This window comes from Microcoleus sp. B4-C2, assembly GCF_036705265.1.
Taxonomy (GTDB): Bacteria; Cyanobacteriota; Cyanobacteriia; order Cyanobacteriales; family Microcoleaceae; genus Microcoleus.
Genome location: NZ_JAUBUB010000020.1, coordinates 45,752 through 70,058 on the forward strand (window position 1 = coordinate 45,752; position 24,307 = coordinate 70,058).

At 46.4% G+C, this 24,307-nt stretch carries 23 protein-coding genes and 1 tRNA gene; 12 read left to right on the plus strand and 12 right to left on the minus strand.

Going from position 1 to position 24,307, the window contains the following annotated elements; translation table 11 throughout:
• The first annotated feature begins 90 nt into the window (after positions 1-90).
• Positions 91-1,407 carry a homoserine dehydrogenase gene (locus tag QUB20_RS09180; RefSeq protein WP_333248244.1) on the plus strand — a complete coding sequence of 439 codons (1,317 nt, stop codon included), beginning with the start codon at positions 91-93 and terminating at the stop codon, positions 1,405-1,407.
• 368 nt (positions 1,408-1,775) lie between these two features.
• Positions 1,776-2,627: a hypothetical protein gene (locus QUB20_RS09185; protein WP_333248224.1), complete on the plus strand. Its 852-nt coding sequence runs from the start codon at positions 1,776-1,778 to the stop codon at positions 2,625-2,627.
• 17 nt (positions 2,628-2,644) lie between these two features.
• On the opposite strand, the gene QUB20_RS09190 is transcribed toward QUB20_RS09185, so the two are convergent.
• From QUB20_RS09190 to QUB20_RS09230, 9 genes are all read right to left on the minus strand, one after another.
• Positions 2,645-2,770: a hypothetical protein gene (locus tag QUB20_RS09190; protein WP_333056682.1), complete on the minus strand. Its 126-nt coding sequence runs from the start codon at positions 2,768-2,770 to the stop codon at positions 2,645-2,647.
• Between the two features lie 29 nt (positions 2,771-2,799).
• A complete protein-coding gene (locus QUB20_RS09195; protein WP_333248226.1) occupies positions 2,800-3,684 on the minus strand; it encodes a PhzF family phenazine biosynthesis protein in 885 nt (294 codons plus the stop codon).
• A gap of 95 nt (positions 3,685-3,779) precedes the next feature.
• Entirely contained in the window at positions 3,780-5,363 is a 1,584-nt protein-coding gene (gene trpE, locus QUB20_RS09200; protein ID WP_333248228.1) for an anthranilate synthase component I, read from the minus strand.
• Between the two features lie 20 nt (positions 5,364-5,383).
• Positions 5,384-6,244, minus strand: a complete 861-nt coding sequence (locus QUB20_RS09205) for a GNAT family N-acetyltransferase (RefSeq protein ID WP_333248230.1) — start codon at positions 6,242-6,244, stop codon at positions 5,384-5,386.
• 173 nt (positions 6,245-6,417) lie between these two features.
• Positions 6,418-6,843: a photosystem I reaction center subunit II PsaD gene (locus tag QUB20_RS09210; protein WP_333054697.1), complete on the minus strand. Its 426-nt coding sequence runs from the start codon at positions 6,841-6,843 to the stop codon at positions 6,418-6,420.
• A 299-nt stretch (positions 6,844-7,142) separates the two neighbouring features.
• Positions 7,143-7,643, minus strand: a complete 501-nt coding sequence (locus tag QUB20_RS09215) for a peptidoglycan-binding protein (RefSeq protein WP_333248233.1) — start codon at positions 7,641-7,643, stop codon at positions 7,143-7,145.
• An 876-nt stretch (positions 7,644-8,519) separates the two neighbouring features.
• Positions 8,520-10,511: a DICT sensory domain-containing protein gene (locus QUB20_RS09220; protein ID WP_333248235.1), complete on the minus strand. Its 1,992-nt coding sequence runs from the start codon at positions 10,509-10,511 to the stop codon at positions 8,520-8,522.
• Positions 10,512-10,984: 473 nt separating this feature from the next.
• Positions 10,985-11,296, minus strand: a complete 312-nt coding sequence (locus QUB20_RS09225) for a DUF2973 domain-containing protein (protein ID WP_333054700.1) — start codon at positions 11,294-11,296, stop codon at positions 10,985-10,987.
• A gap of 158 nt (positions 11,297-11,454) precedes the next feature.
• The gene (locus tag QUB20_RS09230; RefSeq protein WP_333202884.1) at positions 11,455-11,784 is read right to left on the minus strand and encodes a DUF2605 domain-containing protein; all 330 of its coding nucleotides are present in this window, start codon (positions 11,782-11,784) and stop codon (positions 11,455-11,457) included.
• A 396-nt stretch (positions 11,785-12,180) separates the two neighbouring features.
• Between QUB20_RS09230 and QUB20_RS09235 the strand changes: the two genes are divergently transcribed.
• The 9 genes from QUB20_RS09235 (at position 12,181) to QUB20_RS09275 (ending at position 19,602) form a co-directional block, all read left to right on the plus strand.
• Positions 12,181-12,330, plus strand: a complete 150-nt coding sequence (locus QUB20_RS09235; protein ID WP_333054703.1) for a hypothetical protein — start codon at positions 12,181-12,183, stop codon at positions 12,328-12,330.
• Positions 12,323-14,152 carry a threonine--tRNA ligase gene (gene thrS, locus QUB20_RS09240; protein WP_333248237.1) on the plus strand — a complete coding sequence of 610 codons (1,830 nt, stop codon included), beginning with the start codon at positions 12,323-12,325 and terminating at the stop codon, positions 14,150-14,152. The genes QUB20_RS09235 and thrS overlap by 8 nt, the downstream gene beginning before the upstream one ends.
• A gap of 109 nt (positions 14,153-14,261) precedes the next feature.
• Positions 14,262-15,050, plus strand: a complete 789-nt coding sequence (locus QUB20_RS09245) for a DUF4058 family protein (RefSeq protein WP_333248239.1) — start codon at positions 14,262-14,264, stop codon at positions 15,048-15,050.
• A 202-nt stretch (positions 15,051-15,252) separates the two neighbouring features.
• Positions 15,253-15,471, plus strand: coding sequence for a DUF3285 domain-containing protein (locus tag QUB20_RS09250; protein WP_333062727.1), 219 nt, complete (start codon positions 15,253-15,255; stop codon positions 15,469-15,471).
• Positions 15,472-15,676: 205 nt separating this feature from the next.
• Entirely contained in the window at positions 15,677-16,213 is a 537-nt protein-coding gene (gene ybeY / locus QUB20_RS09255) for an rRNA maturation RNase YbeY (RefSeq protein WP_333248241.1), read from the plus strand.
• Between the two features lie 161 nt (positions 16,214-16,374).
• Positions 16,375-16,887, plus strand: a complete 513-nt coding sequence (locus QUB20_RS09260) for a diacylglycerol kinase family protein (RefSeq protein WP_333241851.1) — start codon at positions 16,375-16,377, stop codon at positions 16,885-16,887.
• 177 nt (positions 16,888-17,064) lie between these two features.
• On the plus strand, positions 17,065-17,652 hold the full coding sequence (locus tag QUB20_RS09265) for an aminodeoxychorismate/anthranilate synthase component II (protein WP_333241849.1): 588 nt from the start codon (positions 17,065-17,067) through the stop codon (positions 17,650-17,652).
• A gap of 393 nt (positions 17,653-18,045) precedes the next feature.
• On the plus strand, positions 18,046-18,828 hold the full coding sequence (locus QUB20_RS09270; protein WP_333251302.1) for an MBL fold metallo-hydrolase: 783 nt from the start codon (positions 18,046-18,048) through the stop codon (positions 18,826-18,828).
• 165 nt (positions 18,829-18,993) lie between these two features.
• Entirely contained in the window at positions 18,994-19,602 is a 609-nt protein-coding gene (locus QUB20_RS09275) for a fasciclin domain-containing protein (RefSeq protein WP_333251304.1), read from the plus strand.
• A 239-nt stretch (positions 19,603-19,841) separates the two neighbouring features.
• On the opposite strand, the gene QUB20_RS09280 is transcribed toward QUB20_RS09275, so the two are convergent.
• Positions 19,842-20,759: a cobalamin-binding protein gene (locus QUB20_RS09280; protein ID WP_333251307.1), complete on the minus strand. Its 918-nt coding sequence runs from the start codon at positions 20,757-20,759 to the stop codon at positions 19,842-19,844.
• 135 nt (positions 20,760-20,894) lie between these two features.
• On the minus strand, positions 20,895-23,582 hold the full coding sequence (locus QUB20_RS09285) for a phospholipid carrier-dependent glycosyltransferase (protein ID WP_333251309.1): 2,688 nt from the start codon (positions 23,580-23,582) through the stop codon (positions 20,895-20,897).
• Positions 23,583-23,714: 132 nt separating this feature from the next.
• Between QUB20_RS09285 and QUB20_RS09290 the strand changes: the two genes are divergently transcribed.
• Positions 23,715-23,787: transfer RNA gene (locus QUB20_RS09290), tRNA-Phe, on the plus strand.
• A 110-nt stretch (positions 23,788-23,897) separates the two neighbouring features.
• Here the strand turns inward: QUB20_RS09290 and QUB20_RS09295 are convergent.
• Positions 23,898-24,164, minus strand: a complete 267-nt coding sequence (locus tag QUB20_RS09295; RefSeq protein WP_333251311.1) for a hypothetical protein — start codon at positions 24,162-24,164, stop codon at positions 23,898-23,900.
• Between the last annotated feature and the right edge of the window lie 143 nt (positions 24,165-24,307).

Consider the following 24,307-nt stretch of genomic DNA (forward strand, 5'->3'; position numbering starts at 1 on the left):
ATGCGTACCCTACAATACTATTTTCATTGCTCCGGTACGCGAATAGCCTACAATGGTTGTGGCTTAATTGAGTTTCTACGGGTCAAAGTCGTGGCTTTCAAAATTGGTTTGTTAGGTTTGGGTACAGTTGGCGCGGGAACAGCAGAGATTTTGCTCTCCCCAGATGGTCGCCATCCACTGTTGCAGGAATTGGAAATCTATCGGGTGGGAGTGCGCGATATTTCTCGAACTCGGTCTTTACAATTGCCAGAAAATGTGCTGACAACTGACCTAGAAGCGATCGCAACTGACCCGGAAATTGATATTGTAGTAGAATTGATTGGCGGATTGGAACCGGCGCGATCGCTCATTTTACAGGCTATTGCCAGCGGCAAGCACGTCGTCACTGCCAACAAAGCAGTTATCGCCCGCTACGGGAATGAAATCTTCGAGGCCGCCAACAAAAAAGGCGTTTACGTAATGCTAGAAGCTGCTGTCGGCGGCGGCATTCCAGTCATTCAAACCCTCAAACAATCCTTAGTTGCAAACCGCATTCAAACAGTCACCGGCATCGTCAACGGCACAACTAATTACATCCTGACGCGGATGCAAACAGAAGGCGCAGACTTTGCCGAAGTCCTGGCCGACGCTCAGCAATTAGGTTATGCTGAAGCTGACCCCACAGCAGATGTAGATGGATTAGATGCTGCCGATAAAATTGCTATTTTAGCCTCGCTAGCTTTTGGCGGACGCATCAAATTAGCAGATGTTCACTGCGAAGGTATCAGAAAAGTTAGTGCGGCGGATATTGACTACGCCGACAAGCTGGGATTTGTGATTAAATTGTTGGCTATTGCTCAAGAAACCTCCCGCTACAATGGCAAGCAAGCGGAGGGAGAAAGCGAACTGCTGTCCATTCGAGTGCATCCGAGTTTTGTACCCAAAACTCATCCGCTGGCTAGTGTTAACGGGGTTTACAATGCTATTTTAGTCGAAGGAGAGCCGATCGGGCAATTGATGCTGTATGGGCGCGGCGCCGGTGCAGGCCCCACAGCTAGCGCCGTAGTATCCGACATTATAAATGTGGCGGCAATCCTGAAAAGCCAAGCTGTTCCGATTCCTCATCCTTTACTCAGTTGCAGTCACCAACACTACTGCAAAATTGCTCCGATGCAGGAACTTGTTACTCGCTTTTACGCCCGTTTTCTGACGCGCGATACTCCGGGGGTAATTGGCAAACTAGGCACTTGTTTCGGCAACCACAAAGTTAGTTTGGAATCAGTTGTGCAGACGGGAATTCACGGCGATTTAGCAGAAATTGTCGTCGTGACTCACGATGTTAGGGAAGGGAATTTTCAACAAGCACTCGATGAAATTCGCGCGATGGAAGCAGTCGATAGTGTTGCTAGCACGTTGCGAGTTTTGTAAAAGTGATTTGGTAGGGGCGGGTTTCACATAGAATATTTGCCAATAATTGACAATCTCTAAAACCCGCCCAACCCAAGCATAAATCAGAATGTACCGGGTGCTTGTAGGGGCGGGTTCACAAACAATAATTCCCTGAAACAAACAATCTCTAAAACCCACCCGAACCAAACCATAAATCATCATGTACATTTTCCGATGCGATGCAAATTTCGGGTTGACGTAGGTTATCTGTGGTGGGGGCGGGTTTATCTAGATTGTCCGTAATCGTTAGATTTGGTTGGTGAACCCGCCCCTACCAAATCTGGGTAAAGGTATTTTGCAAAAATACCGGGTTTTCCCCCCACAATCAGTTAGAAATGAGATTTGGGATGAAAATAACAAAATCAGATTTTGTCGATCGCCAAACGGGAAGGCATTTGCTAGATTCCCTGTATGAAAAGTTTGCCAAACCCCAACTGCACGATACTTTTAAACCCAATAATCCTTCAATTTACATTCGGCACGAAGAAGGGCAAGTTATTGATGGAAATTATATCATAGAAAAAGTGTTTGAAGACTCTCGCACTGGTTTTTATGCTGAAAGTCGCATCCCCATTTCTGGCAATAACCCGCCTGTTTTCGTGATTCGCGGATACGGTTCTTGGTATCCTTTCGATCGCGTTTTGGAAGATACGCCCGATGTATTTATGGCCAAACTAGAACGCCAGTTAAAATCGGCGCAAACTGTGGGTGCTATTGATTGGATAAAGCAGCAATTTCACAGCGGGAATCCGCCGGATGTCATCGGAGAAAGTTTGGGCGGCAAAGTTGCTCAGCAAATAGCAGCAAAATACCCGGATTATATTAGATCCACTGTAGTTTTTAATTCTTTGGGCGTTTCGGAAAAGTTAGCTAAAACTTCCACGGCTAACAATGTTTTTCACTACTTTACTTTAGGCGAAAGGTATGCTTTCTGGGCAAATGAAGGTGATTACATACCGGGAACGATTTTTGTGATTTCCCCGAAAGGCAACAACTGTTGTTATAAAATTGAAGAGGCGATCGTCCGAATGGCGCGTTTTGAAGGCAAGTTTCTCAAAAGGCGCGCGATTGTGGCAATATTGGCTCAGTTGCTTTTGCTAAACAGACACAATGCGATCGTCCTCAACAAACGGCGGCCAGTAGTCGTTGAGATCGATCGCACTCAATTGCAAGTTTTCCGAAAAAAGCGCTTTGTTTAAACTCAGACAGAATGGCTTCAGGCCGCAGATGGCTGGTTTTCCCGCGCTGCGACTGCAGGAAGCAGACAAAGTGCTGCGATCGCTATTAGCAAAATTGTAACATCTCGATCGCCAAACAAGCATCTAAATCTAGCTGCGTGCATCTGCGGTTAAAAATTCTCTGTTAAAAATTCTACACAAATTCTCCCTTAGCAACCATCACCACCTTACCGCCCACCAAAACTGCTATTTCCCCTTCATTTTGGGCTGCTTGTAACAACAGCAAAGAAGGTCGATCGATTTCATAACCCTGCTCAACTCTGACATCAATCTTTGCTGACCCATAATAAGCGTATTCTACCAAATATCCAGCCAAACAGCCGTTAGCGCTGCCAGTCGCCGGATCTTCTGGAATTCCTAATGAATGGGCAAAAACTCGCACGCTTAAATCATTAATGTCGCTGTAAGTTTCTGGGCAAAATATCAAAATTTCTTTCGCTGACCTTGTATCAACTAGCTCAAAATATTTATCTAAGTTGACCTGAGCTTTTTTGAGCGAAGCGAGAGTTTTTAATGGGACAATTATAAACGGCACTCCGGTCGAAACTTCTTGAATTGGGAAGTTGGAATCAATTTCATCTGGTTCTAAATTCAGGACATTTGCCAGACTTTCGGCTGATAAAACTTGACCAAAACTAGGCGGGTTTTGTCGCATCCACAAAATCTCTGCCGATTCATTTTGATAATTAAAAGTAACGGGAATTTGACCGACGGCTAGATTGAGAATTACTCGATCGACCTTTTCGCGAATAATCTCTTGCTGCAACACAAACGCAGTCCCCAAAGTCGGATGACCGGCAAAGGGCAATTCCTTCTTGGGCGTGAATATCCGCACGTCATAGCCGCCATCTCGCGGATCGGGCGATCGAATAAACGTAGTTTCTGAATAATTGATTTCCCTCGCTATCTGTAGCATTTGGGCCTCAGATAGTTCGGCAACTCCCGCACCGCAAAATACAGCTAGTTGATTGCCAGCATATTTTGACTCCGCAAACACGTCAACTATATAAAAATTCATAATTATGCCTTTGATAAAAGTCGATCGAGCACTGATATTTTCTTGTTTTCTTGTTACCAGGCTCTGCCTGGTAACACAGATCCAGAGGCTCCGCCTCACGATTTCAAACAGCGAATTGCTTCCAACATTCCCCTGGCTTTATTGAGCGTTTCTTCGTACTCCATATCCGGGTTAGAATCGGCCACCAAACCAGCACCTGCTTGCACAGAAACCGAATGTTTGTCACCACCTAAAGAACGAACAACCATAGTCCGAATCGCGATCGCACTATTCAATTGCCCCTCAAAATCATAATACCCGTAAACCCCAGAATACGGCCCCCGGCGACAACCTTCCAACTCGTGCACAATCTCCATCGCCCGAATCTTCGGAGCACCGCTAACAGTACCCGCAGGAAAACCAGCTTTCAACAAATCCCAAGCTGTCTTATCCTGGGCCAATTCTCCCACCACATTGCTCACAATGTGCATGACGTGAGAATAACGCTCAATTTCCATTAATTCGTCAACTTTTACAGTACCGTTTCGGCAAACTCTGCCTAAATCGTTCCTCCCCAAATCAACTAACATGACGTGTTCCGCAATTTCCTTCGGATCTTGCAGCAATTCAGCAGCCAAAGCATCATCTTCTTGAGGAGTTTTACCCCGGCGGCGAGTGCCGGCGATTGGTCGCAAAGTTGCTATTTTTTTGCCATCAGCAGTGTTTTCTGCCTTCACCATGATTTCGGGACTCGAACCGATAATCTGCCAATCTCTGAAATGAAAATAAGCCATGTACGGAGAAGGATTAATCAGACGCAAAGAGCGGTAAAGTGCAAAAGAATCGCCACTGTATTCAGCCTCTAGTCGCTGCGAAATAACTACTTGAAAAATATCTCCGGCTTTGATATAATCCTTAGCTTTTAAGACATTGGCACAATACTTTTCACGGCTAATATTGCTAGTGTAAGCCAATTCTGTATTTCCGGTTGTGGAACGGGCAAGATGCCCGTCCTTATCTCTTGTGGAACGGGCATCTTGCCCGTTATTGGGAGGTGTCCATTCTATGAGAGTAGATTGCCGGGAAAGCGGCGATTGCAGCTTCTGAACTAGCTTGCCAACGCGATCGCACGCTTGCTGATAAGCATCGGCCAAATCAACACCAACCTCGCGCAAATCCGCATAGGCGACGACCCAAATTTTCCGCTTCACCTGGTCGAAAATCAGCAAATTATCAACCTGCATCCACAATCCATCCGGCAAATCATTCTCGCTGGCTGGATGCACGGGAACTCGCGGTTCTATCCACTTAATTAACTCGTAACCCCAAAAACCGAATAACCCGCCAATTCCCGGCGGTAACTGTGGCAATTTGACCGGTTGATAAGACTCCAAACATTCAGTTAAAGCTACAAACGGATCGCCCGTAAATACTTTTTCGGAACCGTCACGGTAAACTTGAGTTGTGCGAGATCCCTTTGCCTCCAAAATCCACAACGGATCGCACCCTAAGAAACTATAACGCCCAAGTTTTTCCCCACCTTCCACCGACTCCAGCAGAAAACTGTAAGGTTGACCCGCACAAACCCGATACCACGCAGACACCGGCGTATCCAAATCAGCAACCCATTCTTGATACACGGGTACAAAATTGCCTTGTTTCGCCAGTTCCGAAAATTGTGAGAAATCGGGGAATATCATATACTAACTTCGCTATACAATCAATAAACAAAAGACGGAAAGCAACATCCCTCCGGCGACTGATACTCGCCAACCGCCATCACCGCCATCGGCTTGAGGGCGCGCAGCCCCTCTTGCAAGCACCAGCGAAACAAACTTGCGTAACGCATCGGCAAGTGGAAAGAAACCTGTGCTTCGGAACTGTACGCAACCGCCCCCAACAGCAAAGCCTGCATATCCGCCTCAGTTTCCGCGACGCTGTGCCCCAAAGCCGACACCGCACAAGTATAAGCCACAATCCGACCTTGTTTACAAGCAACGAAGGGAGAAAAGTCATTCAGGGCGTATTCAATCTCCGAAGTTCGATCGCACCTGTATAATTTCTTGCACAAAGCCGCACATTCACCAACATCCTCACTAGCCAGCGGTCGCACCTCAAATCCATGCTGCGGCTGGCTGCGAAACTTCCCTTCCATTAACACGAAAGGTTCCTTTACCTCAAAACCCAAAGAAGCGTACAGCGACAGCGACGCCATATTAAAAGATTCCTGAACCAAACGGATACCCACAGCGTCCTGTCCCCGTTCCAGCAAAGCTTTCATGATTTCCCGTCCCGCGCCGCGGCCTTGAAAAGTTCGATCGACACTGACTGGCCCGATACCGCGAATCGGGTTGCGTTCGTCCATAAACCCGCAGCCGACAACCGCACCCTCACTCTCGGCTACTATGCCAAAAAACAACGGACTTTCGATCCGAAGACCAATAATTTCAGTTGAAAACTCCAGCGTCGGAAAATCTGTAGGGAATTGATGGCGATCGGAAATACATTTAAAAGCTTCATAATTAATGCGGGCGCAAACATCGATATCCTGATGAGTTGCTCGCCTGATTACCAGATTCATGGTTAATGTAATTATTAATTTTTATTAAATTTTAATCGCATTTGAAGTTTGCAGTGGCGATTGGGCGATAAAGAAAAAGCTTCTGCCGTCCAAGCGCTACTACAAACTATAAAATGCAAGCTGAGCTTTTCAGGACATACTACCCGAAAATAGCTCAGCAATTCGCTCAAAACCTAAACTTCGTAGGTTTTTTTACCAGTGAACTTGACCTTAATCGGATTGGGATTGCTGCCAATATTGCGGTCAATCTTACCGTTGTAGGGACGACCTTCGTTCACCTTCTCAGGGAACACGCCATCTTTGGGATGCAGGTACTCAGTAGAACCGTCGGGAAACACGCGGTAAATTTTGTAGTTCGAGATTTTGAATTTAGCCCGCAGTTGCTGGCCGCCCAAAGCGATGCACTGCTCCTTCCGGGGCAGATACAGCAGGTTGTCACCTTGACGCATGATTGCAGCGCCGCCTGTAGGCATTTCAAACACCTGTTCCTTGGGGCTAGTCCAAGTGATCGCGTACTTCTCTTCAACTAGCGCCTTGGTCAGCAAGCCGCCGGTGCTGCCGCCGAAAAGAGGGGGTTGTCCAGTGAGTTCTTCTGCCATAAACATATCCAAAGGATTTTTACGGCATCGTATCATCATGAGGCGACACCGCTGTCGAAATTGTAAGGAAAGTTAACAGTTTTTTGCCGATCGATCTCTTCTGATAATTGATAATTAGTAATTAATAATTGATAATTGGTAATTTCCACCAAAGTTATAAAACAAAATTAGGCAGCACGAATTACGAAAAAACCATCAAAAAAAAATAGCAATTATTCTGGTGCTTGTGGGGCACCAGAATAATCGCATATTCTCCCAATTTATCCCCACACATGATCGAACAATTTACCGCGTCAACCCTAAGTCAAGAACCAATTAGGGTCATAGCCACGCGGGATTTGGCTCAAAGCAGTCCAAGTGTCTTGATTGACAATCCCATTGGCCTCAATCCCAAAGCTTTTTTGAAATGCGCGAACAGCTTTATCCGTCAAAGTAGCAAAGTCGCCGTCAACTTTACCGCCATAATGCTGGGAAGTTTTGAGAACTTCCTGAACAGTAGCGACTGCTTCCCCATAACTGCCGAATTTGAGTATCGGCATATTAACTGGAGCTCCAGTATAAAGCGCCTGCCAAGTCAGCGGCCCGACAATGCCGTCCGGCGACAAGAAAACCCGAAACTGAAACAGTTTCACAGAAAACTCAACTGCTTTGTTAAAAATTCCTTTAGCAGGATGCCGATAAAGTTGCAACTTGATTAGCAGTTGTTCGAGTTCCAATACCGCTTTACCTTGAGAACCTAATTGTAGCTGTGGCTTTTTGGCCATAGGTTGAGTAGATTTCATCTGGATTGTAGGTGACATAATCGATTTTTCTAACCTCTAGGTTTGAGTATTCTTATGGAAAAAAACTTTTTCCGGGCGAAACATTTGCATTCAAAACTTTTCACGAATCAACACTGGCGTCGGCAGTGCCTCAACAGATTCGAGCGACTTTTACCATCTCGCGACTTGTGAACAGGAGAGTTATACCATTTTAGATTTTAGATTTTAGATTTTAGATTTGGCATGACTGATTACTATGGGGGTTTGCAGCTTACCTACAGTTTGATTCTTATTGTAAACTGGTATTAATTTTGGGCAGCATCCCTAGGTATTCCGTCGCCAAACCGGGTTTAAGACGGCAAGCGCATCCTGAATCTGTTTTGATACTTTCGATATTAAAGGTGAACACCGCGTGGCCACATCTCCTTTAAGGCTGATCTCACAGGGTGAGGATTGAGGCCGATCTCCTTGACCTTTGCATCAGAATTATTCATCTCTCTCTTCTCTTTCTCTGCGAGCTCTGCGTTCTCTGTGGTTAAATCCTTCCGATGCCATCGGCATTAATATTAGTCGTTAAGTCCGACAGGGGTTGAAACAAGAGCCTCATAGCTCAAGTCGTCTCAAGACGACTGTAGATTAGTATTTGATATCAAGTCCGGCGTAAATAGCCCCTCATATCAAATTTGTTAGCAGCAGATTTGATATCATGCCAGCGCAGCCGGATTTGATATCACTCGATCGATACTTGCGCGCTCAGACGCCCACAAACTAGATTTTTTACAGTATATTCCATGTAAATGTAGATCGCGAGAAACCGGGTTTATTGAACAGAATCAGTAATGATGCGAGAACTGTAAAGAAACCCGGTTTCTGGGGTATACCTCATAAACCTTGAATACGCTGTATCAATTGAGTCTAAACAATCGGAATAGTAAAGTGAAATTCACTTCCTCGGTCTTTTCCTGCGGAATCTACCCAAATTTTACCGCCCCAGCCGGCAACAATCTGTTTGCAAATTGCCAATCCCAAACCGGTACCGCCGGCGCTGCGGCGCAAAGCTCCTTCTTCTTGATAAAATCGATCGAACACTACTTTTAAACTGTTCGCCTCGATTCCCCTCCCCGTATCGGCTACGAGCACTTCCACCATCTGAGAACCGTTGCATTTCGCTCTTATGGTGACGCTTCCTTGAGGTGTGGTGAATTTGCAAGCGTTGTCTAGCAGTTTGGAGAGCACCTCCACCAACCACTCTCCGTCAGCTTGCACTAAAGGCAATTCTGCAGACACTTCGGCGATAATTTCCGGTAACTGTCGATCGAGTCCGCCCCCCGATCGCACGCTGCTAAGGGCCAAATCAACGCATTCTTGCAGCGTCAGCGATTCTACATTCCATTGGACTCGCCCGCTTTCTAAGTGAGAAAGAGTTAAGAAATCCTGCACGAGTTTCCGCATTCTATCGGCATCACCGAGGGCTGTTTCTAACATGATTTGCCGCAATTGGGCAGGCATATCTGGTTCGGAGTTCAAACTTTCCAAACACACTTGAATCGTAGAAAGAGGGGTGCGGAGTTCGTGTCCGGTGATGGCAATTAGATTGCTGCGAGTGCGGTCTAATGCTTCTAATTGTTGGTTGAGTTCTTCTAAATGAGCGTAGGTTTCTGCTTGAATTAAGGCTGCTCCGAGTTGGGTGGCGATCGCCTCTACTAAAGCAATTTCGTCTTCTTCCCAAGCCAAAGTCGAGCGGCACTGGTGCATTTCCACCATGCCCAAAACCCGCCCCTGATAAAGCACTGGCACCATTAACCAAGAGACAATTTGCCAATTTTTTACAATTTTTTCCAGGAATTTTGTATTGACAATCAGTGGGTGTTGTGCTGTGTCTTGGATGTAAACTCGCTCTTGCCGCGCCACCGCGTCGCTCCATATTTGATTTTCCTGCAACAGCCAAGTCTGATCCAGCATGGAACTAGCGCCCGGCCCCAAAAACTCGCGATCGATTTTGACCGCCACATCTGCAGCCTTGCAGCGATAAATCAAACATCGGCTTGCTGACAGGGCAGTGCCGAGTTCTTGGACTGCAACTTCGACGATTTCTTGCGGGTTGAGAGACTGCCGCATTGCCGTGGTAATTAAGTTTACCAGGCGTTCTTTGCGTTCCTGAGCGGCGATGGCGCTGTATGCTTTGAGCAGTTTGTGCTGGCCTGCTTGCAAGTAGGTGACTAAGCGTTCGGTAAAAGCATCGCTCAATTTTGGATTGGGAATTTTTGAGTTTTTTCTCGTACTTATGTCGGGTTTTGCGGCTTTGGAAGTGGCGGATTTCCTCGTTTTTTTCGGTGTTTTGAGTTTGTAAGTCGTTCGCGCTCGATCGATCTTTTCTGCCAATTCCGGGCGATATTTGACAATTCTATCGAGCAACAATGCGGCAGCTTTGGAGCTTACCTCGCGATCGAACGTCCAAATTCCTTCAAATCTGCGAGCTTGATCCATTAACAGTGGCCCGCGATCGTCCTGGTTGTCGATCGGCACAATTTTTTCTTGACAAATCAGGCAAGTTGAGTAGTGTTGCCCCAGTACCACTAAATGCCACTCTTTACTCAATCCGTCCTCCGGTTCAAACGCCACAGTTTCGTGACACTCCGAAGAATTTTTAAAGTCAGTTTCCGGTGCAGCCAGCACGTATACCTGAGAGGAGCGTGAGGCAATTCGCCGGTAGCGGTGAGCTTCCTGGCGGTAGAAGCGCTCTCGCTGAAAGCTGGCAATGACTAGCGGTTCGTCGTCGGAACCCGCCAAAACTAAGTCTTCCATCGCGTGAGACAAGGCTGTCATGGAAGATTTGAAATAAATTTGTGCCCGCAGTTGGGGCAAAGCTTGCAGAAGTTCTGCCAGTAGCGAAATAGGGACGATCATCTAGCCTTAAACGTGCATTTTTGCCGATGACAAAACAGGATCGATAGGAGGTTTAGAGCGCTCCTTCTTCAGTATCTGATAGATTTACAGCACTTGGTAAGTAAAGTACAAAAAAATTGGTTTCGCTCTCCTGGGGTACCCCGGTGTTCGCCCAAATTCGCTCCGCCGTGCCCGCCCCGATTCCTAGTTTCCCTGTACTTGAGTGTCAAACTATCCTCGCTCTCTTGGATATCAGTGCCATAATTATCGCTTTTTGGCGATCGATCTTGTTAATCGGTAATTAAACTTTAAAAAAGCGCAAATAATTAGCCATTAGTTAAAAACTAACGACCAATTATTTTGACGACTGATCCCAAGAAACCCGGTTTTTACCCACCATCTATGAATAAACCGGGCTTCGGACACCTAGCGTGTAAGTCCTATATTTTTTTGAGGCATCGCGCCTAAGTATAAATGCTGCGGCTGTGGTTGTATCAGGCTAGTTCGCCCCCTTCGTCGCTGCCGCCCGGAGATGATTTGTAGAGAGCATCTAATTGTTCGCGGGCGTCTTGGACAGTCAGCGAACGCATCACTAAAAGCGGCTCATTGACTATGTTTCCGTATTCATCTAAAAGTTCTGGATGCGGTACCGGTTGAGAGCGAGGATAGGATGGGTAGGGATTATTTGCCCTGAACTGTTGAGGGCGCTGGGACTCCATACCAACGGTGACTAGACTGCGGATTAAGTTACCGACCGCCAGAAAGGCAAGAACGGTAAAAGCTAAAATATAAAGCAGGTGCAACATTATCTTCTCCTCCGGGCTAAACAGCCACACAGCAATTTACAAAAGTGTTTCAGCAAGTAATAACTTATTAACTGGAAATCTGTTTGAGGTTGTCAAGTGGGCCGCCACATTTCCCAAGGTTGGGGATTTGACTGCAAATTTAACTTGAACTCGCTTCCTTATTTTCCAGGGGGAGCTGACTGCCATGAGCGAAAGCGTGCCGATACTTGCCAGCATTCGGCGAGCAGTCTGTGCCACGGCATCAGTGCTGCTGTTTCAATCCCAACTTGACCTCCGGTTGCTTGAAATAGAGCTTTAGCAGCGCCTACTTCTTGCTGAGCCTGTTTGACTCGCGCCAGCAAGTCAGATTGATCTTCGTCGCCCAGAAAGGGAATTTCCTCAGTTTCTAAGAGCTTTGCCGATCGGTCGAACCAGTAAGTGAAATCCTCTAACAGCGGTTCCAGTAACGCTTTGAGCAATTCTGGCTCGGGCAAGTTGGAATTAAGCATGGATCAAAATTGGGTTATTTATCTATTATAGTCTTAGACGGTCTTTACAAATTGTAACATATTTCTAACAAAAATTTAATAATTTAACAACAATTAGCAGGTGGGTGTGAATAAATTAAACTATGCCAGCAGCGATTTTTGAGTCGAAATCCCCAAATTCTGCCAAATTAGGAATGAGAATTAAATAACTTGCATTTTTTGTAGGTTGGGTTGAGGAACGAAACCCAACGCTACGCGGGAATTGTTGGGTTTCGTTCCTCAACCCAACCTACGGAAGTTATTTAATTCGCGATCCTTAGTTCGCGAGCTCACGGTTGCTGAGAAAACAGGTTTTTTCATAGCAAGACGGGTGACAGCCCACCAAAATAGTAAAAAATCCGGTTTCTGAGAGTCGCAGTGCGGGACGCACTAAACGTTGCCACCATCAGGGCTGTTGCTGTAATTTCCCGGAGTGTCCCCCAACCTGAAGTCGGCGCTTACTGCCCCAATCTGAGTAATATAGAAGCAACTGCAACTAAATTAATTGCTAATTCAGCCGATGTCTAGCCCAGAATCCATGTCCCCTCCAGAAGAGTCCGTTAAGATTGAGTTGCCCCGCACGAGTGAGTCGGAGTCACTAAAAAAAATTCGCCACACCACCTCCCACGTTATGGCGATGGCGGTGCAGAAGTTATTTCCCAAGGCGCAAGTGACCATTGGCCCTTGGATTGAAAACGGTTTCTATTATGACTTTGACACTCCCGAACCTTTTACGGAACAGGATTTAAAAGCCATTAAAAAAGAGATGATCAAAATCATCAACCGTAAATTGCCTGTAATTCGCGAAGAAGTTAGCCGCGAGGAAGCGGAACGCAGAATTAAGGAGATTAACGAACCTTACAAATTAGAAATTTTAGAAGGTTTGATAGAACCGATTACTCTTTACCATGTGGGCGAGGAATGGTGGGATTTGTGCGCCGGGCCTCACTTAGAAAATACCAGTGAGTTGAATCCCAAGGCGATCGAGCTAGAAAGCCTAGCAGGCGCTTACTGGCGCGGCGACGAAACCAAAGCTCAGTTACAGCGAATTTACGGCACTGCTTGGGAATCTCCCGAACAATTAGCAGCATACAAACACCGCAAAGAAGAAGCATTAAGGCGCGATCACCGCAAATTAGGCAAAGAATTAGGCTTGTTTATCTTTGCCGATCCGGTGGGGCCAGGTTTGCCTTTGTGGACGCCGAAAGGCACTGTTTTGAGAAGTATTTTAGAAGATTACTTGAAGCAAGAACAAATCAAGCGCGGCTATTTGCAAGTTGTGACTCCCCACATTGCTAGAGTCGATTTGTTCAAAATTTCTGGACACTGGCAGAAATACAAAGAAGATATGTTTCCGCTGATGGCGGAGGATGAGGAAGCGGCAGCAAACGAACAGGGTTTTGTGATGAAACCCATGAATTGCCCTTTTCACATTCAAATTTACAAAAGCGAATTGCGTTCCTATCGAGAATTGCCGATGCGCTTAGCGGAATTCGGCACAGTTTACCGCTACGAACAATCGGGAGAATTGGGCGGTTTAACGCGGGTGCGCGGCTTTACGGTGGATGATTCCCACTTATTTGTCACGCCGGAACAGTTGGATGCTGAATTCTTGAATGTGGTGGATTTGATTCTGTCAGTCTTCAAGAGTCTGCAACTGAAAAACTTTAAGGCGCGTTTGAGTTTCCGCGATCCGAACAATTTAGAGAAATACATCGGTTCCGATGAAGCTTGGGAAAAGGCTCAAGGTGCAATCCGCCGCGCGGTGGAAACTTTGGGAATGAATTATTTTGAGGGAATTGGGGAAGCGGCTTTTTACGGGCCGAAACTCGATTTCATTTTCCAAGATGTCTTGGATAGAGAATGGCAATTAGGAACTGTTCAGGTAGATTACAATTTGCCCGAACGTTTTGATTTGGAATACGTTGCTGAAGACGGCACTCGCAAGCGTCCGGTGATGATTCACCGCGCTCCTTTCGGTTCTTTAGAACGCTTGATCGGGATTTTGATCGAGCAGTATGCAGGGGATTTTCCGCTGTGGTTGGCGCCAATTCAGGTGCGATTGTTGCCTGTCAGCGCGGAGTTTTTGCCGTTTGCAAAGGAAGTGGCGGCGAAGATGAAGGCGCTAAATATTCGCGCAGAAGCTGATGAGGATAGCGAGCGTTTGGGCAAGTTGATTCGCAATGCTGAGAAGGATAAAATTCCGGTGATGGGTGTTGTGGGTGCGAAGGAAGTTGAGGCGAATAGTTTGAATATTCGGACGCGGGCTTCTGGGGAGTTGGGGGCGATTTCGGTTGATGAAGTGATTGGAAGGTTGCAGGCTGCTATTAGTAGTTACGGCGATTTTTAGGGAATTTTAATCGCAGATGCACGCGGATTAACGCAGATGATAGTTTGATATTGTCTGCGTTTTTTTTATAGAGCTGCTAAAATAGTAGTGGTAAACGGAAAGTACGCTCATGCCTAATCCATTTCCGGGGATGAATCCTTATTTAGAAAGTCCTGAATTGTGGCGTTCAGTTCACAATAGGTTAATAGTGGCGATCGCAGATTTGTTAACTCCGCAATTGCTGCCTAAATATTTAGTAGATATCGAACAAAGAATTTATCAACTCAGCGGCGAAGATGCTTTAGTTATTGGCATTCCCGATGTCACAGTACAACGCTCACTGGCTCCTACAACCGAGACTACTTCTAATGTCGCCGTTGCCGCTCCGCCCACCCAGTCTTTGAAGGTGAGAATACCTTGGCCAGTGGAAGTAAAAGAAAGTTATTTGCAGGTCATCGAAACTGAAACTAAAAAGGTAGTGACTGTAATTGAAGTGCTTTCTCCAACAAATAAGCGCCCTGGAAAAGGGCGAGAAATGTATGAAGGAAAGCGAGAAAGGGTGTTTGGTAGTCACACTCATCTGGTTGAAATTGACTTGCTGCGAAGTTACCAACCTCTGCCAATTTTTGGTAACGATATTGAGGCAAGTTATCGGATTTTAGTGAGTCGGAGAAATCAAAGGCCTTTGGCAGATTTGTACCTTTTCAATTTACCGGATATGATTCCTCAGTTTCCTTTGCCTTTGCGCGCGGGTGATGCGGAACCAATTGTAGATTTACAAGCGTTATTAAATGGGGTTTACGATCGCGCCGCCTATGACTTTAGAATAGATTACACCGCCGCACCCGTACCTGCGCTTTCAGAATCAGATGCTGTTTGGGCGGATGCTTTGTTGGGGGAAAGAGGGTTAAAGGGATAAGGAAAGTAGATTCTTCCCTGGTGTGGGGCGGGTTGATGATAATTTTTGGGGGTTTGTGATTTCGCAGAAGTGACCTCTACAGAAATATAGGGTGGCGAGGCTCGAAAAACTCAAAACACCTACACAAAACGTTACATATTTGTTAACATCGGGACGAGCCTGTCCTCAACAGTCCCTCTCTTAACCTTCTAAACTAACCGTTATGAGTCAACCTCCCTCAGCAATTCCTGCCTCCGAAGAGTCCGCCGAAACCCAGACAGCGCCGACAAACACTGCACCTCCACCGAGTTATGTCAAGCTGGCGATGCGGAACATGGTTCGCAAGCGGGCGACTTCTTTGTTTCATTTTGCCTTGACAGCCGCCGGACTTTTAGGCGTACTCGTGGGTTTGGCTTTTCTCGATCGCTATTTCAATTCTTAATCGAGGATTCCAACAATCAGCCTCTAATTTCTGCTGATGTTTTTGATCTTTCTTAATCTGGAGTTAAGCTGATTGTTCTGCCTGACTGTTGCAATCTCTAACAGATTACTGTATCTTGCCAGCAACAGCAAAATCCCCTGCCGTTCGATCGCGCCATTGGAATTTGTAAAAAATTGAATATATCCCTTGACAGGAGAGCAAAAAAATGTTAATAGAGGTGAACGTCGAGGACTGTTACGGGCTAGCCCAGCAGTCAGCCGACGCTTCCAACCTCCCTGAGAGTGCAGCCAGCGGGGAGATTGCAGCCGAAACCTGGGAAAATTGGTTTAGCGTTTGGCTGGAAAACCAGGCGGCGGATGTGCCAGTGGCCCCAGGCTACGAAGTCAGTCTGCGTTTAACCGCCGATACGGAGATGCAAGCCCTCAACCTCCAGTACCGCCAGCTCGATCGACCGACGGATGTACTAGCTTTCGCAGCTTTAGAGGTAGACTGTCCTCAGCTAGAGGAAATGCAGTCATCTGAACCCCTATACTTGGGTGATATCGTCATCTCGATTGATACAGCTAACCGACAAGCCCAGCAGCAAGGACATCCCCTGAAGACCGAACTAGCTTGGCTGGCAGCCCACGGTTTTCTGCATCTTTTGGGCTGGGATCACCCGGATGAAGAAAGTCTGACTCAAATGCTCGATCGACAAGAAACATTGCTGCGGGCGATCGGTCTTGCGATCCAAACAGCATAACTGAAGTTGATGGTTACTTAACAAAGTATGTCAAGCCCAATATAACTTTCTGAAATTAAACCAAAACTTTAGTAAAAACTTAGAAAAGTTACCTAGACTTGATGAAGTTAATTTCAAAAGTTTAGCTTTCATTCATCTCTGTAAATTAAAGTTGGTTCTTTATGACACTAGATAGACCCTCAATTTCATCACAAATCGCACAGTTTCTGCCCATGCCTCAAGACTCTTCTAGCCAGACAGTCCAGGAGCCTAAAAAAGCCTTGAAATACAACCGAGAGCTGTCCTGGAAAATCGCATCTAGCTTAGCTACGAGTTTTAGATACGCTTGGGGGGGTCTGAGTTATGCTTTTGAAACTCAGCGCAATTTTCGGATTCACACAGTTATTGGCACTTTGGCGATCGGACTCGGCCTATTTTTGCAACTGAAACCTGTAGAAATATCTGTGATCGGCGTCACCATTGGCATAGTTTTAGCAATGGAACTGTTGAATACGGCGATCGAATCGGTGGTAGACTTGACAGTCGGGCAATCTTACCACGAACTAGCCAAAATTGCCAAAGACTGCGGTGCCGGAGCAGTTCTGGTATCGGCAATGGCTGCGATCATCGTCGGTACTGCACTTCTGCTGCCTCCTTTGTGGGCAGTCGTTCAAATTGCGATCGGCCGTCAGTAAATTATTGGCCTCAGCAAATTTTAGGTTTTAGATGACCAATGGGAGGTTTTTAGTTTTATTCGTCTATATTGCAACTATTTTTATCTTGGGCATCTATCTAAAATCTTAAAACCCTTGCTTTCAGGGAGCGAGTTAACCTAAAATCTAAAATCTAAAACCTAAAATCCAACTTAACCCGTGATTATAGTAATCGATAACTACGACAGTTTTACATACAATTTGGTACAGTATCTAGGAGAACTCGGTGCCCAGTTGCCCGTAGCCAGCGAAGTGCAAGTCTACCGCAACGACCAAATTTCCTTAGCAGAAATTAGGCAATTGCAGCCGGCAGCAGTGGTGATTTCTCCAGGGCCGGGACGGCCGGAAGATGCGGGAATTTCTCTGGAATTAATCAAAGAATTGGGGCCGACTCTACCAATTTTAGGCGTGTGCCTCGGACATCAAAGTATCGGTCAAGTATTCGGTGGCAAAATTGTTTCTGCACCCGTGTTGATGCACGGCAAAACTTCTCAGGTAGAACACGCAGGAGTCGGAGTTTTTCAGGGCGTGGAATCGCCGATGATTGCAACTCGCTATCACAGTTTAGTAATTGAAAAGCAGAGTTGTCCAGAAGTTTTGGAAATTACCGCTTGGGTTGAAGACGGAACTATTATGGGCGTGCGACACCGGGAATATCCGCACATTGAAGGTGTGCAGTTTCACCCGGAAAGTATTTTGACGACTGCGGGAAAGCAATTATTGCGAAATTTCTTGGAACGGCTTTAGGATCGCGAATTAAATAACTTACAATTTTAATTGTTATTGTGGGATGGGCGTCCCGCCCGTCCTTTTTGGACGGGCGGGACGCCCATCCCACTTTCAAGAGTGGAAGTTATTTAATTCTCATTCCTTAGTTGAATTTCTATGAATTTGTAGGGTTCGCTCTCATAGCACCTTACGGTGAGAGTAGGGTACACATTTTCGCACCTGAACCGCCTCAAAAAGGATACAAGCCCCCCACTCCTGTCGTGGTGAACCCCAAATTTTAGACTCATGTTCGAGATTCCAGATTCAATGCTGCAAGTAAATCTAAAATCTAAAATCTAAAATCTAAAATCGACTGGCGGTGTTTTGTGGTATAACAACAGACGACCAACACCCGACAACCGCAATCACAAGATGAAACGGCGACAATTAATACGTTACGCACAGACGGGTTTGCTAGCAGCTTTCTTCACTGGTTTACCATCTGGATGGGAAAGCTATCAAGCTCAAACTGCTGATTCTTTGTCGATTCAGTGGTTGGGCCACACTTGCTTCTTGTTCGCCGGAGGCGGTGCGAGGGTGCTGGTGAATCCTTTTCGCCCCCTGGGCTGTACCGCAGGCTATCGTTCTCCTAAAGTGCCAACAGATTTGATTCTGATTAGCAGCAGGTTGCTCGATGAAGGGGCGATCGACGGATTTGCGGGCAATCCCGGCCTTTTGTACGAACCGGGGGCTTACAGGTCTAACGGGCTGCGGATTCAAGGGATTCGGACCCAAAAAGACCGTGAGGGAGGAAGGCGATTTGGGGTCAATGTGGCTTGGCTGTGGCAGCAAGCGGGCGTTAAGATTTTACACTTGGGCGGAGTTGCTGGCCCGATCGGCATTGAAGAACAAATCTTGATCGGGCGGCCCGATGTAGTGCTGATTCCCGTGGGCGGCGGGCCGAAAGCTTACACTCCGGCGGAAGCGAAGCAAACTTTGCAACTTCTCAAACCAAAGATGGTGATTCCGACACATTTCAAAACCCAAGCCGCCGATGCTGCTGCGTGCGATTTGGTGCCGCTAGATGAATTCTTGGCGCTGATGGATGGTACGCCGGTGCGCCGATTGAATAATGACACGATTTCGCTCAAATCTGCTGACTTACCCCAAACTGGTTCGGTGATTGAGGTTTTGAGTTACAGATTTAGCGGTTGATGCCAGATTTTTTAGGTTGCGTTATATTAAGGAAGTTTTGTTCGATCGGGGATGCAAGAGAATTTTCTCTCTACCTTAGCCTCTGGCAACCTTGCCTTTTGTCGAGATTTGGCTAACATAACAATTCATGTTCACGGTTTTATCTCATAAGGAAATGCAAGCGAAATGAAAAATCAAAATTTACCTAGTTGGATGAAACAACTCACAGGTTTCGCAGGAATAATCGGCGCTAGCGCGTTAATCGGTTTCCCGGCTTGGGCTCACATCACCTCCAACACCAATGTTGCTAATGCAACTCAAACTCAACAAGTTGCAGGAAATGGGAAAACCACTGCTTCACCGGCACCAATGGCTCAGGCTAAGGATATTGTCGCTATTGCATCTGGCGACGCTCAATTCGAGACATTGACGAAGGCTTTAGGAGCAGCAGGTTTGGTGACAACTTTACAAGGAAAAGGCCCTTTCACTGTTTTTGCTCCGACTGATGCGGCATTTGCTGCTTTGCCAGAAGGAACTGTGGAGAATTTGCTCAAACCGGAAAACAAAGCCCTACTTACAAAGATTTTAACTTACCACGTTGTTCCTGGTTCGGTTGTATCTACTAGCCTGAAATCCGGCGATGTGAAAAGTGTTGAAGGCAGCTCGCTGAAGGTGGGAGTTAACGCAGGCAAAGTTACTGTCAGCGGCGCTAATGTTGTGAAAGCTGATATCAAAGCTAGCAACGGCGTTATTCACGTAATTGACAAGGTGCTGATGCCGCCTGATGCGAAGTAAGACTAGCCGTTTTTGCATCAATTGATGTCAGATTCGGTTAAATGAAAGCGAAATAAGGACACAACAATGTTGTGTCCTCATTTGTATGGCAGGCCATTCAGAATTAATATATAGCAATCGTTGCAGGAGTCGTAAATTTTTTACCCCACCCCAACCCTCCCCTTATCAAGGGGAGGGAGTAAGAAATTTACAAATGATTTAGGATTGCTATAGATAAAGCTTTAGCTAGCTGCGGGTATCTACAAAAATGGCTGCCAACCCTTACCCCGGTAGCCAAAATCGAAGATTTCGGGATGGAGAATTTCTGCTAAAATTTCTAACGAATCAACCAATCTCGGCCCCGGCCGATTAAAGTAAGAATTGCCGTCAGTTAGGTAAACTTTCCCCGTTTTTACTGCTTGCAAATCAGGCCATTCTGCGTATTTAGTTATCTGCCTTGCTTCGCTGCGAGTGCGGCTTAAATCAAAGCCGCAAGGCATGAAAATAATTACATCGGGATTAGCTTCTACTAAAGATTCCCATTTTAACCAAGGAGAATGTTCGCCGACAATTCCAAATAGCGAATTGCCTCCCGCCATTGCCACTAATTCGGGCATCCAGTTACCCGCAGCCATCAAAGGTTCAATCCACTCGATGCAAGCTACTTTGGGTTTAACGGTTAATGTTTTGGTTTTTAAGATAATAGCATCGATGCGGGATTGCAAAAGGTCGAGCGCACTTTTGCCATTTACGCCCAAAGCATCAGCAACTCGCTGAATATCCGTCCAGATTTCCGCTAGCAGATTCGGCTGCAAAGAAATAATTTCCGGCTTGCTATTTACCAGAGTGCTTACCGCTTGTTCAACATCCGCTAGAGAACAAGCACAGACTTCACATTGAGCTTGAGTAATAATGTGAGTCGGCTGCAATTTTTCCACAGTATCTATTTCTACTTTATACACACTCAGCGCATTTTGCAACAATTCTGTCACGCGGTTGTGAATTTCGCTGCTAGTTCCTTCGGGATTGAATTTAGGCTGAGTGCACACAGGTAAATTCTGGATTTCTGGGGGATAGTCGCATTCGTGGGAACGGCCCACAATTGCATCGGTTAATCCTAAAAGTGCTACAATTTCGGTGGCGCTGGGAATTAGAGAGATTATTCTTGGTTGGTTCATTGGTTTTCTGTTTTTTACCGATTCGGAAGCACAGGCTTGACAGATTTATCAGCACAGGCGTTACAGATTTAGAAGCACAGGCGTTACAGATTTAGAAGCACAGGCGGGACGCCCGTGCCACAATAAAAGGGATTGTTAAATTTTTAGTTTTTTTAAGTATTGCAAATCTTGCCATGCTTGAATGAGATTACCTTGCATTAGTTGCGCTACACCGTTTAAAATTCTAATTTCCGGTAGATTGGAGTTGAGAGCGAGAGCAGGTTTTAAGGCTGTTTGAGCGGCTTTGGGATGCCAGCCGTAGAGGTGTACGAAAGCGAGATAGGCGTAAGCGTAAGGGTTTTTTGAGTCGAGTTGGGTGACTTTTTCTAAGGCTGCGATCGCACTTTCGACATTCTGCTGCAATACCCGAGAAAATGCCAAAGCATAAGCCAATTCTAGATTATTTGGTTCCTGCTGCAACCGATATTCTAACGCTTGTTCCGCTTGCACGGTATAATCTTGAATTGGATCGTATTGATTGATGCGCCCAATCTGCTCGAACACAGGTTCTAAACCGGGTAATCCTTTGGGTAAATTAACCGCCATCGCCCGCAATTGAGTCACCAAATCTAACTCAGGCTTATCTGTATTATCCTCATTATTCTCGTTCCCAGGCTCTGCCTGAGAACGCATATCCAGAGGCTCTGCCTCGATTTTAACACTAACTGCCGGCACATTAATCGGATAAGTTTCGCCGGTTTTCCGATTTAGATAAGTAGCTTGCAGATTGTAAGTGCCCGGTGCAATATTAGCAGGAGGAAGCATCGCCGTGCGATCGACAACTCGAAACCCCACAGCAAATTTATCCGCTTCCAGCATCCCCGGATGCAAAGTCGCCTGGCCGATCGCGCGATCGTGTAAAATCCTGAAAGTCTGTCCCGGTGGAATATCGCCAGACTGCTGATTTTCCCACGTTACCAACACTAAACCAGACTGCAACTGCTGCCAAGGCCCAGACCAAGTATAAGTAACCGGCAGCGCGACTCCGGGAACTGCTTTTGCAGCGACTGTAACTCGATCTAATTGTACTTGCGATCGCCCTTCATTCAACGGCTGTATTTCGACAGGCTGCACTCGCTTGCGATAAAGATTTAAATTAGTAGAATCTGGCAAAACCCAAATTTTATCTAACTCAAATTTATCACCTTTTTCAATTGCCGTCACCGCTGCATTTTGAGCTTGTTTAATTCGTTCGCGAATCGAACCTTGCGGGCCACTTTTAGTTAGAAACCAAGAGAGCGATCGCACATCTTGCGGCACGTCTTTTAAATTCGTTCCCACCTGCCGCCCGTAAACCTGAAAATTCGCCAAAGCACCGTAATAATTAAAATTGTGCTGGTTAATTTCCGGCGTCGAAGGCAAAACGCCTAAAGTAGATTGCAAATAAGGTTCCCGATCAATAATTTCGGCAATTACCTCTCGGTGTGGCCACTCTTTCCCCAAGTAAGGATAGTTAGAATTGCCGGGACTGATAATTTGGACTAAGCTATGTCCAAAAGCACCTCCCAGCGGCCACATATGGAACAGCATCGCCAGAATTGCCAAGCCAATTGTACCCCAGCGAATTTGTCGTCCCCACCGAGAAGGCCACAGCGTTAAACAGTAGGCTAAGAAAATAGATAAAACTGGCAAATAAGGTATACCATATCGGTCATCTTTGTTGATATTTAGAGAGTTAATTAAATAAGCTCCTACCCAGAAAACAGCCAGCCAGCGACAGGAATTAAGATAAAAGACTGAGGAACTCAATTGCCGACGACGCCAATAAAGTATCAATCCTACTAAGGGAATAAGTAACAGAGGCCAAGAAATGTGTTCTGGTAAGCGTTGACCGTAGTAAATCCAAGCGTCGATCGTATTGAGGGCCGGATCTCCTTCGGCGATCGCAGAATCGAGCGTAGCCCGTTTTCCCCCGGTCAAAATTAACAGCCAATTAGTTTTCGCCCAAGGCCCAAACACCGCCGCCGACAGCAGCAGAGCACCAGTTAATTGAGCTAATCTTCCCCAAGCTTTTTGGCGCACAGCACCAACAGCCAGCCACACAATCGGGGTAAACAGAAATAATACTGTAGTGTGTTTAACTAATATTGATAAACCGAGAGAAATTCCAAAGGCGATCGCCCAAAAGAAAGATGACGGGGAGAGGGGGAGATTGGGGGAGGGGGAGAATTTATACTTTTTCTTTGTTCGTTCTTCCAACTGAGTTCTATCCGTTACATCCGTTACATCCGTTATAAAATCCGTTGCCGAACTTCCTTCTTCCTTCTTTCCTTCAGAAGCCTTCCACATTGTCAGACAATAGAAAGCCAAAGTAATCGCCGCAGTGAGGGGATAGTCGAGTAAAAATTGCAAGCGCAGCCCATAAAGTCCGGGTAACAAAACGCAAATTGCAGCGGCCCACAAACCGACTTGCCGGTTAAATAATTGCACGCCCAGACTGTAGACTGAGGCGAGCAGAATTGCACTAAATAAGAGATGAACGAGGGTTGCCCGATCGCCCCCAGTACCGAAAACCTGAAGAAACGGAACGGTTAAGATGTATGCCAAGGGCGGAATTTTCGTCGAAAGCAGCCAGAAGTTTGTCCACCACTCCCCGGAAAGCCACTGAGGATGCTGCAACGCCTGCAAGTATTTCAGGGTGCTAGTCAGGTAATCTGCTTGATCCCACGCCGGGACAGATCGATCGAAGGCAAACCAGAGGCGATCGCTAATTGCCCCCAGCAGCCAAATTATGCCTAAGACAAGCAGACTCTTGCCCTCGCTGTCCCGATGTTGCTGTGCCATTGCGGTTCTTGGATTTTAGGTTGCAGCTTTTAGCTTACAGGCGGGCGGTTCCGGGCGATCGAAAATTACTTTGAAAAAGTGCTTGCTAAATTCTGTATGTGTCTGCTAAGATAGTAAAGCGCGAAAAAACAAGCCGGGATAGCTCAGTTGGTAGAGCAGTGGACTGAAAATCCACGTGTCACGAGTTCAAGTCTCGTTCCTGGCATCGCAAAGCCCTCACAAAGTTGAGGGCTTTTTTTTATAAACTTGAACCCACAAAATAATCACCAATGGCATTCAAGTCTCGGCTTGCAGTTGGAGAGACAAAGCATCGACTCATCCGTGAACCTCTCGCGCCTTGCGAAACTTTTCCTGCAATTGCTCGATGGCACTCTCTAAGGGAATTCCCTCACCCCGCGATAGTTCCGCCTCCGCTTCCTCCACCGAAGAGCGCACTTCCTCCACCCACTCCCAATAATGCTGGCGTGTTTGAGTCAAAGTCTGGAGGGCTTTTGTAATCACCTCTTCCGGCGAGCTAAACTGCCCCAATGCTAATTGCGCTTCGATCAATTTCACCTGCTCAGGACTCAAAGTAATATTCATAAAAATCTCCGGGAGTCTCGCTGACACAAATCCCTTTTCTAACAATAGCGCTACTTTCTGGGGAGCGCGATCGTCTTAAGCGCCGATCGACGTGCGGTGACTTGTACTGTCTTATTTTTGAGTGAGGTACGACGCTAATTCTG

Bases quoted from the DNA above. Each gene is read 5' to 3' on its own strand.
- QUB20_RS09210 (WP_333054697.1), bottom strand. From the start codon at position 6,843: ATGGCAGAAGAACTCACTGGACAACCCCCTCTTTTCGGCGGCAGCACC.
- QUB20_RS09190 (WP_333056682.1), bottom strand. From the start codon at position 2,770: ATGCACGCAGCTAGATTTAGATGCTTGTTTGGCGATCGAGATGTTACA.
- QUB20_RS09205 (WP_333248230.1), bottom strand. From the start codon at position 6,244: ATGAATCTGGTAATCAGGCGAGCAACTCATCAGGATATCGATGTTTGC.
- QUB20_RS09225 (WP_333054700.1), bottom strand. From the start codon at position 11,296: ATGTTGCACCTGCTTTATATTTTAGCTTTTACCGTTCTTGCCTTTCTG.
- QUB20_RS09285 (WP_333251309.1), bottom strand. From the start codon at position 23,582: ATGGCACAGCAACATCGGGACAGCGAGGGCAAGAGTCTGCTTGTCTTA.
- QUB20_RS09195 (WP_333248226.1), bottom strand. From the start codon at position 3,684: ATGAATTTTTATATAGTTGACGTGTTTGCGGAGTCAAAATATGCTGGC.
- QUB20_RS09295 (WP_333251311.1), bottom strand. From the start codon at position 24,164: ATGAATATTACTTTGAGTCCTGAGCAGGTGAAATTGATCGAAGCGCAA.
- QUB20_RS09260 (WP_333241851.1), top strand. From the start codon at position 16,375: ATGACACTAGATAGACCCTCAATTTCATCACAAATCGCACAGTTTCTG.
- QUB20_RS09250 (WP_333062727.1), top strand. From the start codon at position 15,253: ATGAGTCAACCTCCCTCAGCAATTCCTGCCTCCGAAGAGTCCGCCGAA.
- QUB20_RS09245 (WP_333248239.1), top strand. From the start codon at position 14,262: ATGCCTAATCCATTTCCGGGGATGAATCCTTATTTAGAAAGTCCTGAA.
- trpE (WP_333248228.1), bottom strand. From the start codon at position 5,363: ATGATATTCCCCGATTTCTCACAATTTTCGGAACTGGCGAAACAAGGC.
- ybeY (WP_333248241.1), top strand. From the start codon at position 15,677: ATGTTAATAGAGGTGAACGTCGAGGACTGTTACGGGCTAGCCCAGCAG.
- QUB20_RS09280 (WP_333251307.1), bottom strand. From the start codon at position 20,759: ATGAACCAACCAAGAATAATCTCTCTAATTCCCAGCGCCACCGAAATT.
- QUB20_RS09275 (WP_333251304.1), top strand. From the start codon at position 18,994: ATGAAAAATCAAAATTTACCTAGTTGGATGAAACAACTCACAGGTTTC.
- thrS (WP_333248237.1), top strand. From the start codon at position 12,323: ATGTCTAGCCCAGAATCCATGTCCCCTCCAGAAGAGTCCGTTAAGATT.
- QUB20_RS09220 (WP_333248235.1), bottom strand. From the start codon at position 10,511: ATGATCGTCCCTATTTCGCTACTGGCAGAACTTCTGCAAGCTTTGCCC.
- QUB20_RS09215 (WP_333248233.1), bottom strand. From the start codon at position 7,643: ATGTCACCTACAATCCAGATGAAATCTACTCAACCTATGGCCAAAAAG.
- QUB20_RS09230 (WP_333202884.1), bottom strand. From the start codon at position 11,784: ATGCTTAATTCCAACTTGCCCGAGCCAGAATTGCTCAAAGCGTTACTG.
- QUB20_RS09270 (WP_333251302.1), top strand. From the start codon at position 18,046: ATGAAACGGCGACAATTAATACGTTACGCACAGACGGGTTTGCTAGCA.
- QUB20_RS09185 (WP_333248224.1), top strand. From the start codon at position 1,776: ATGAAAATAACAAAATCAGATTTTGTCGATCGCCAAACGGGAAGGCAT.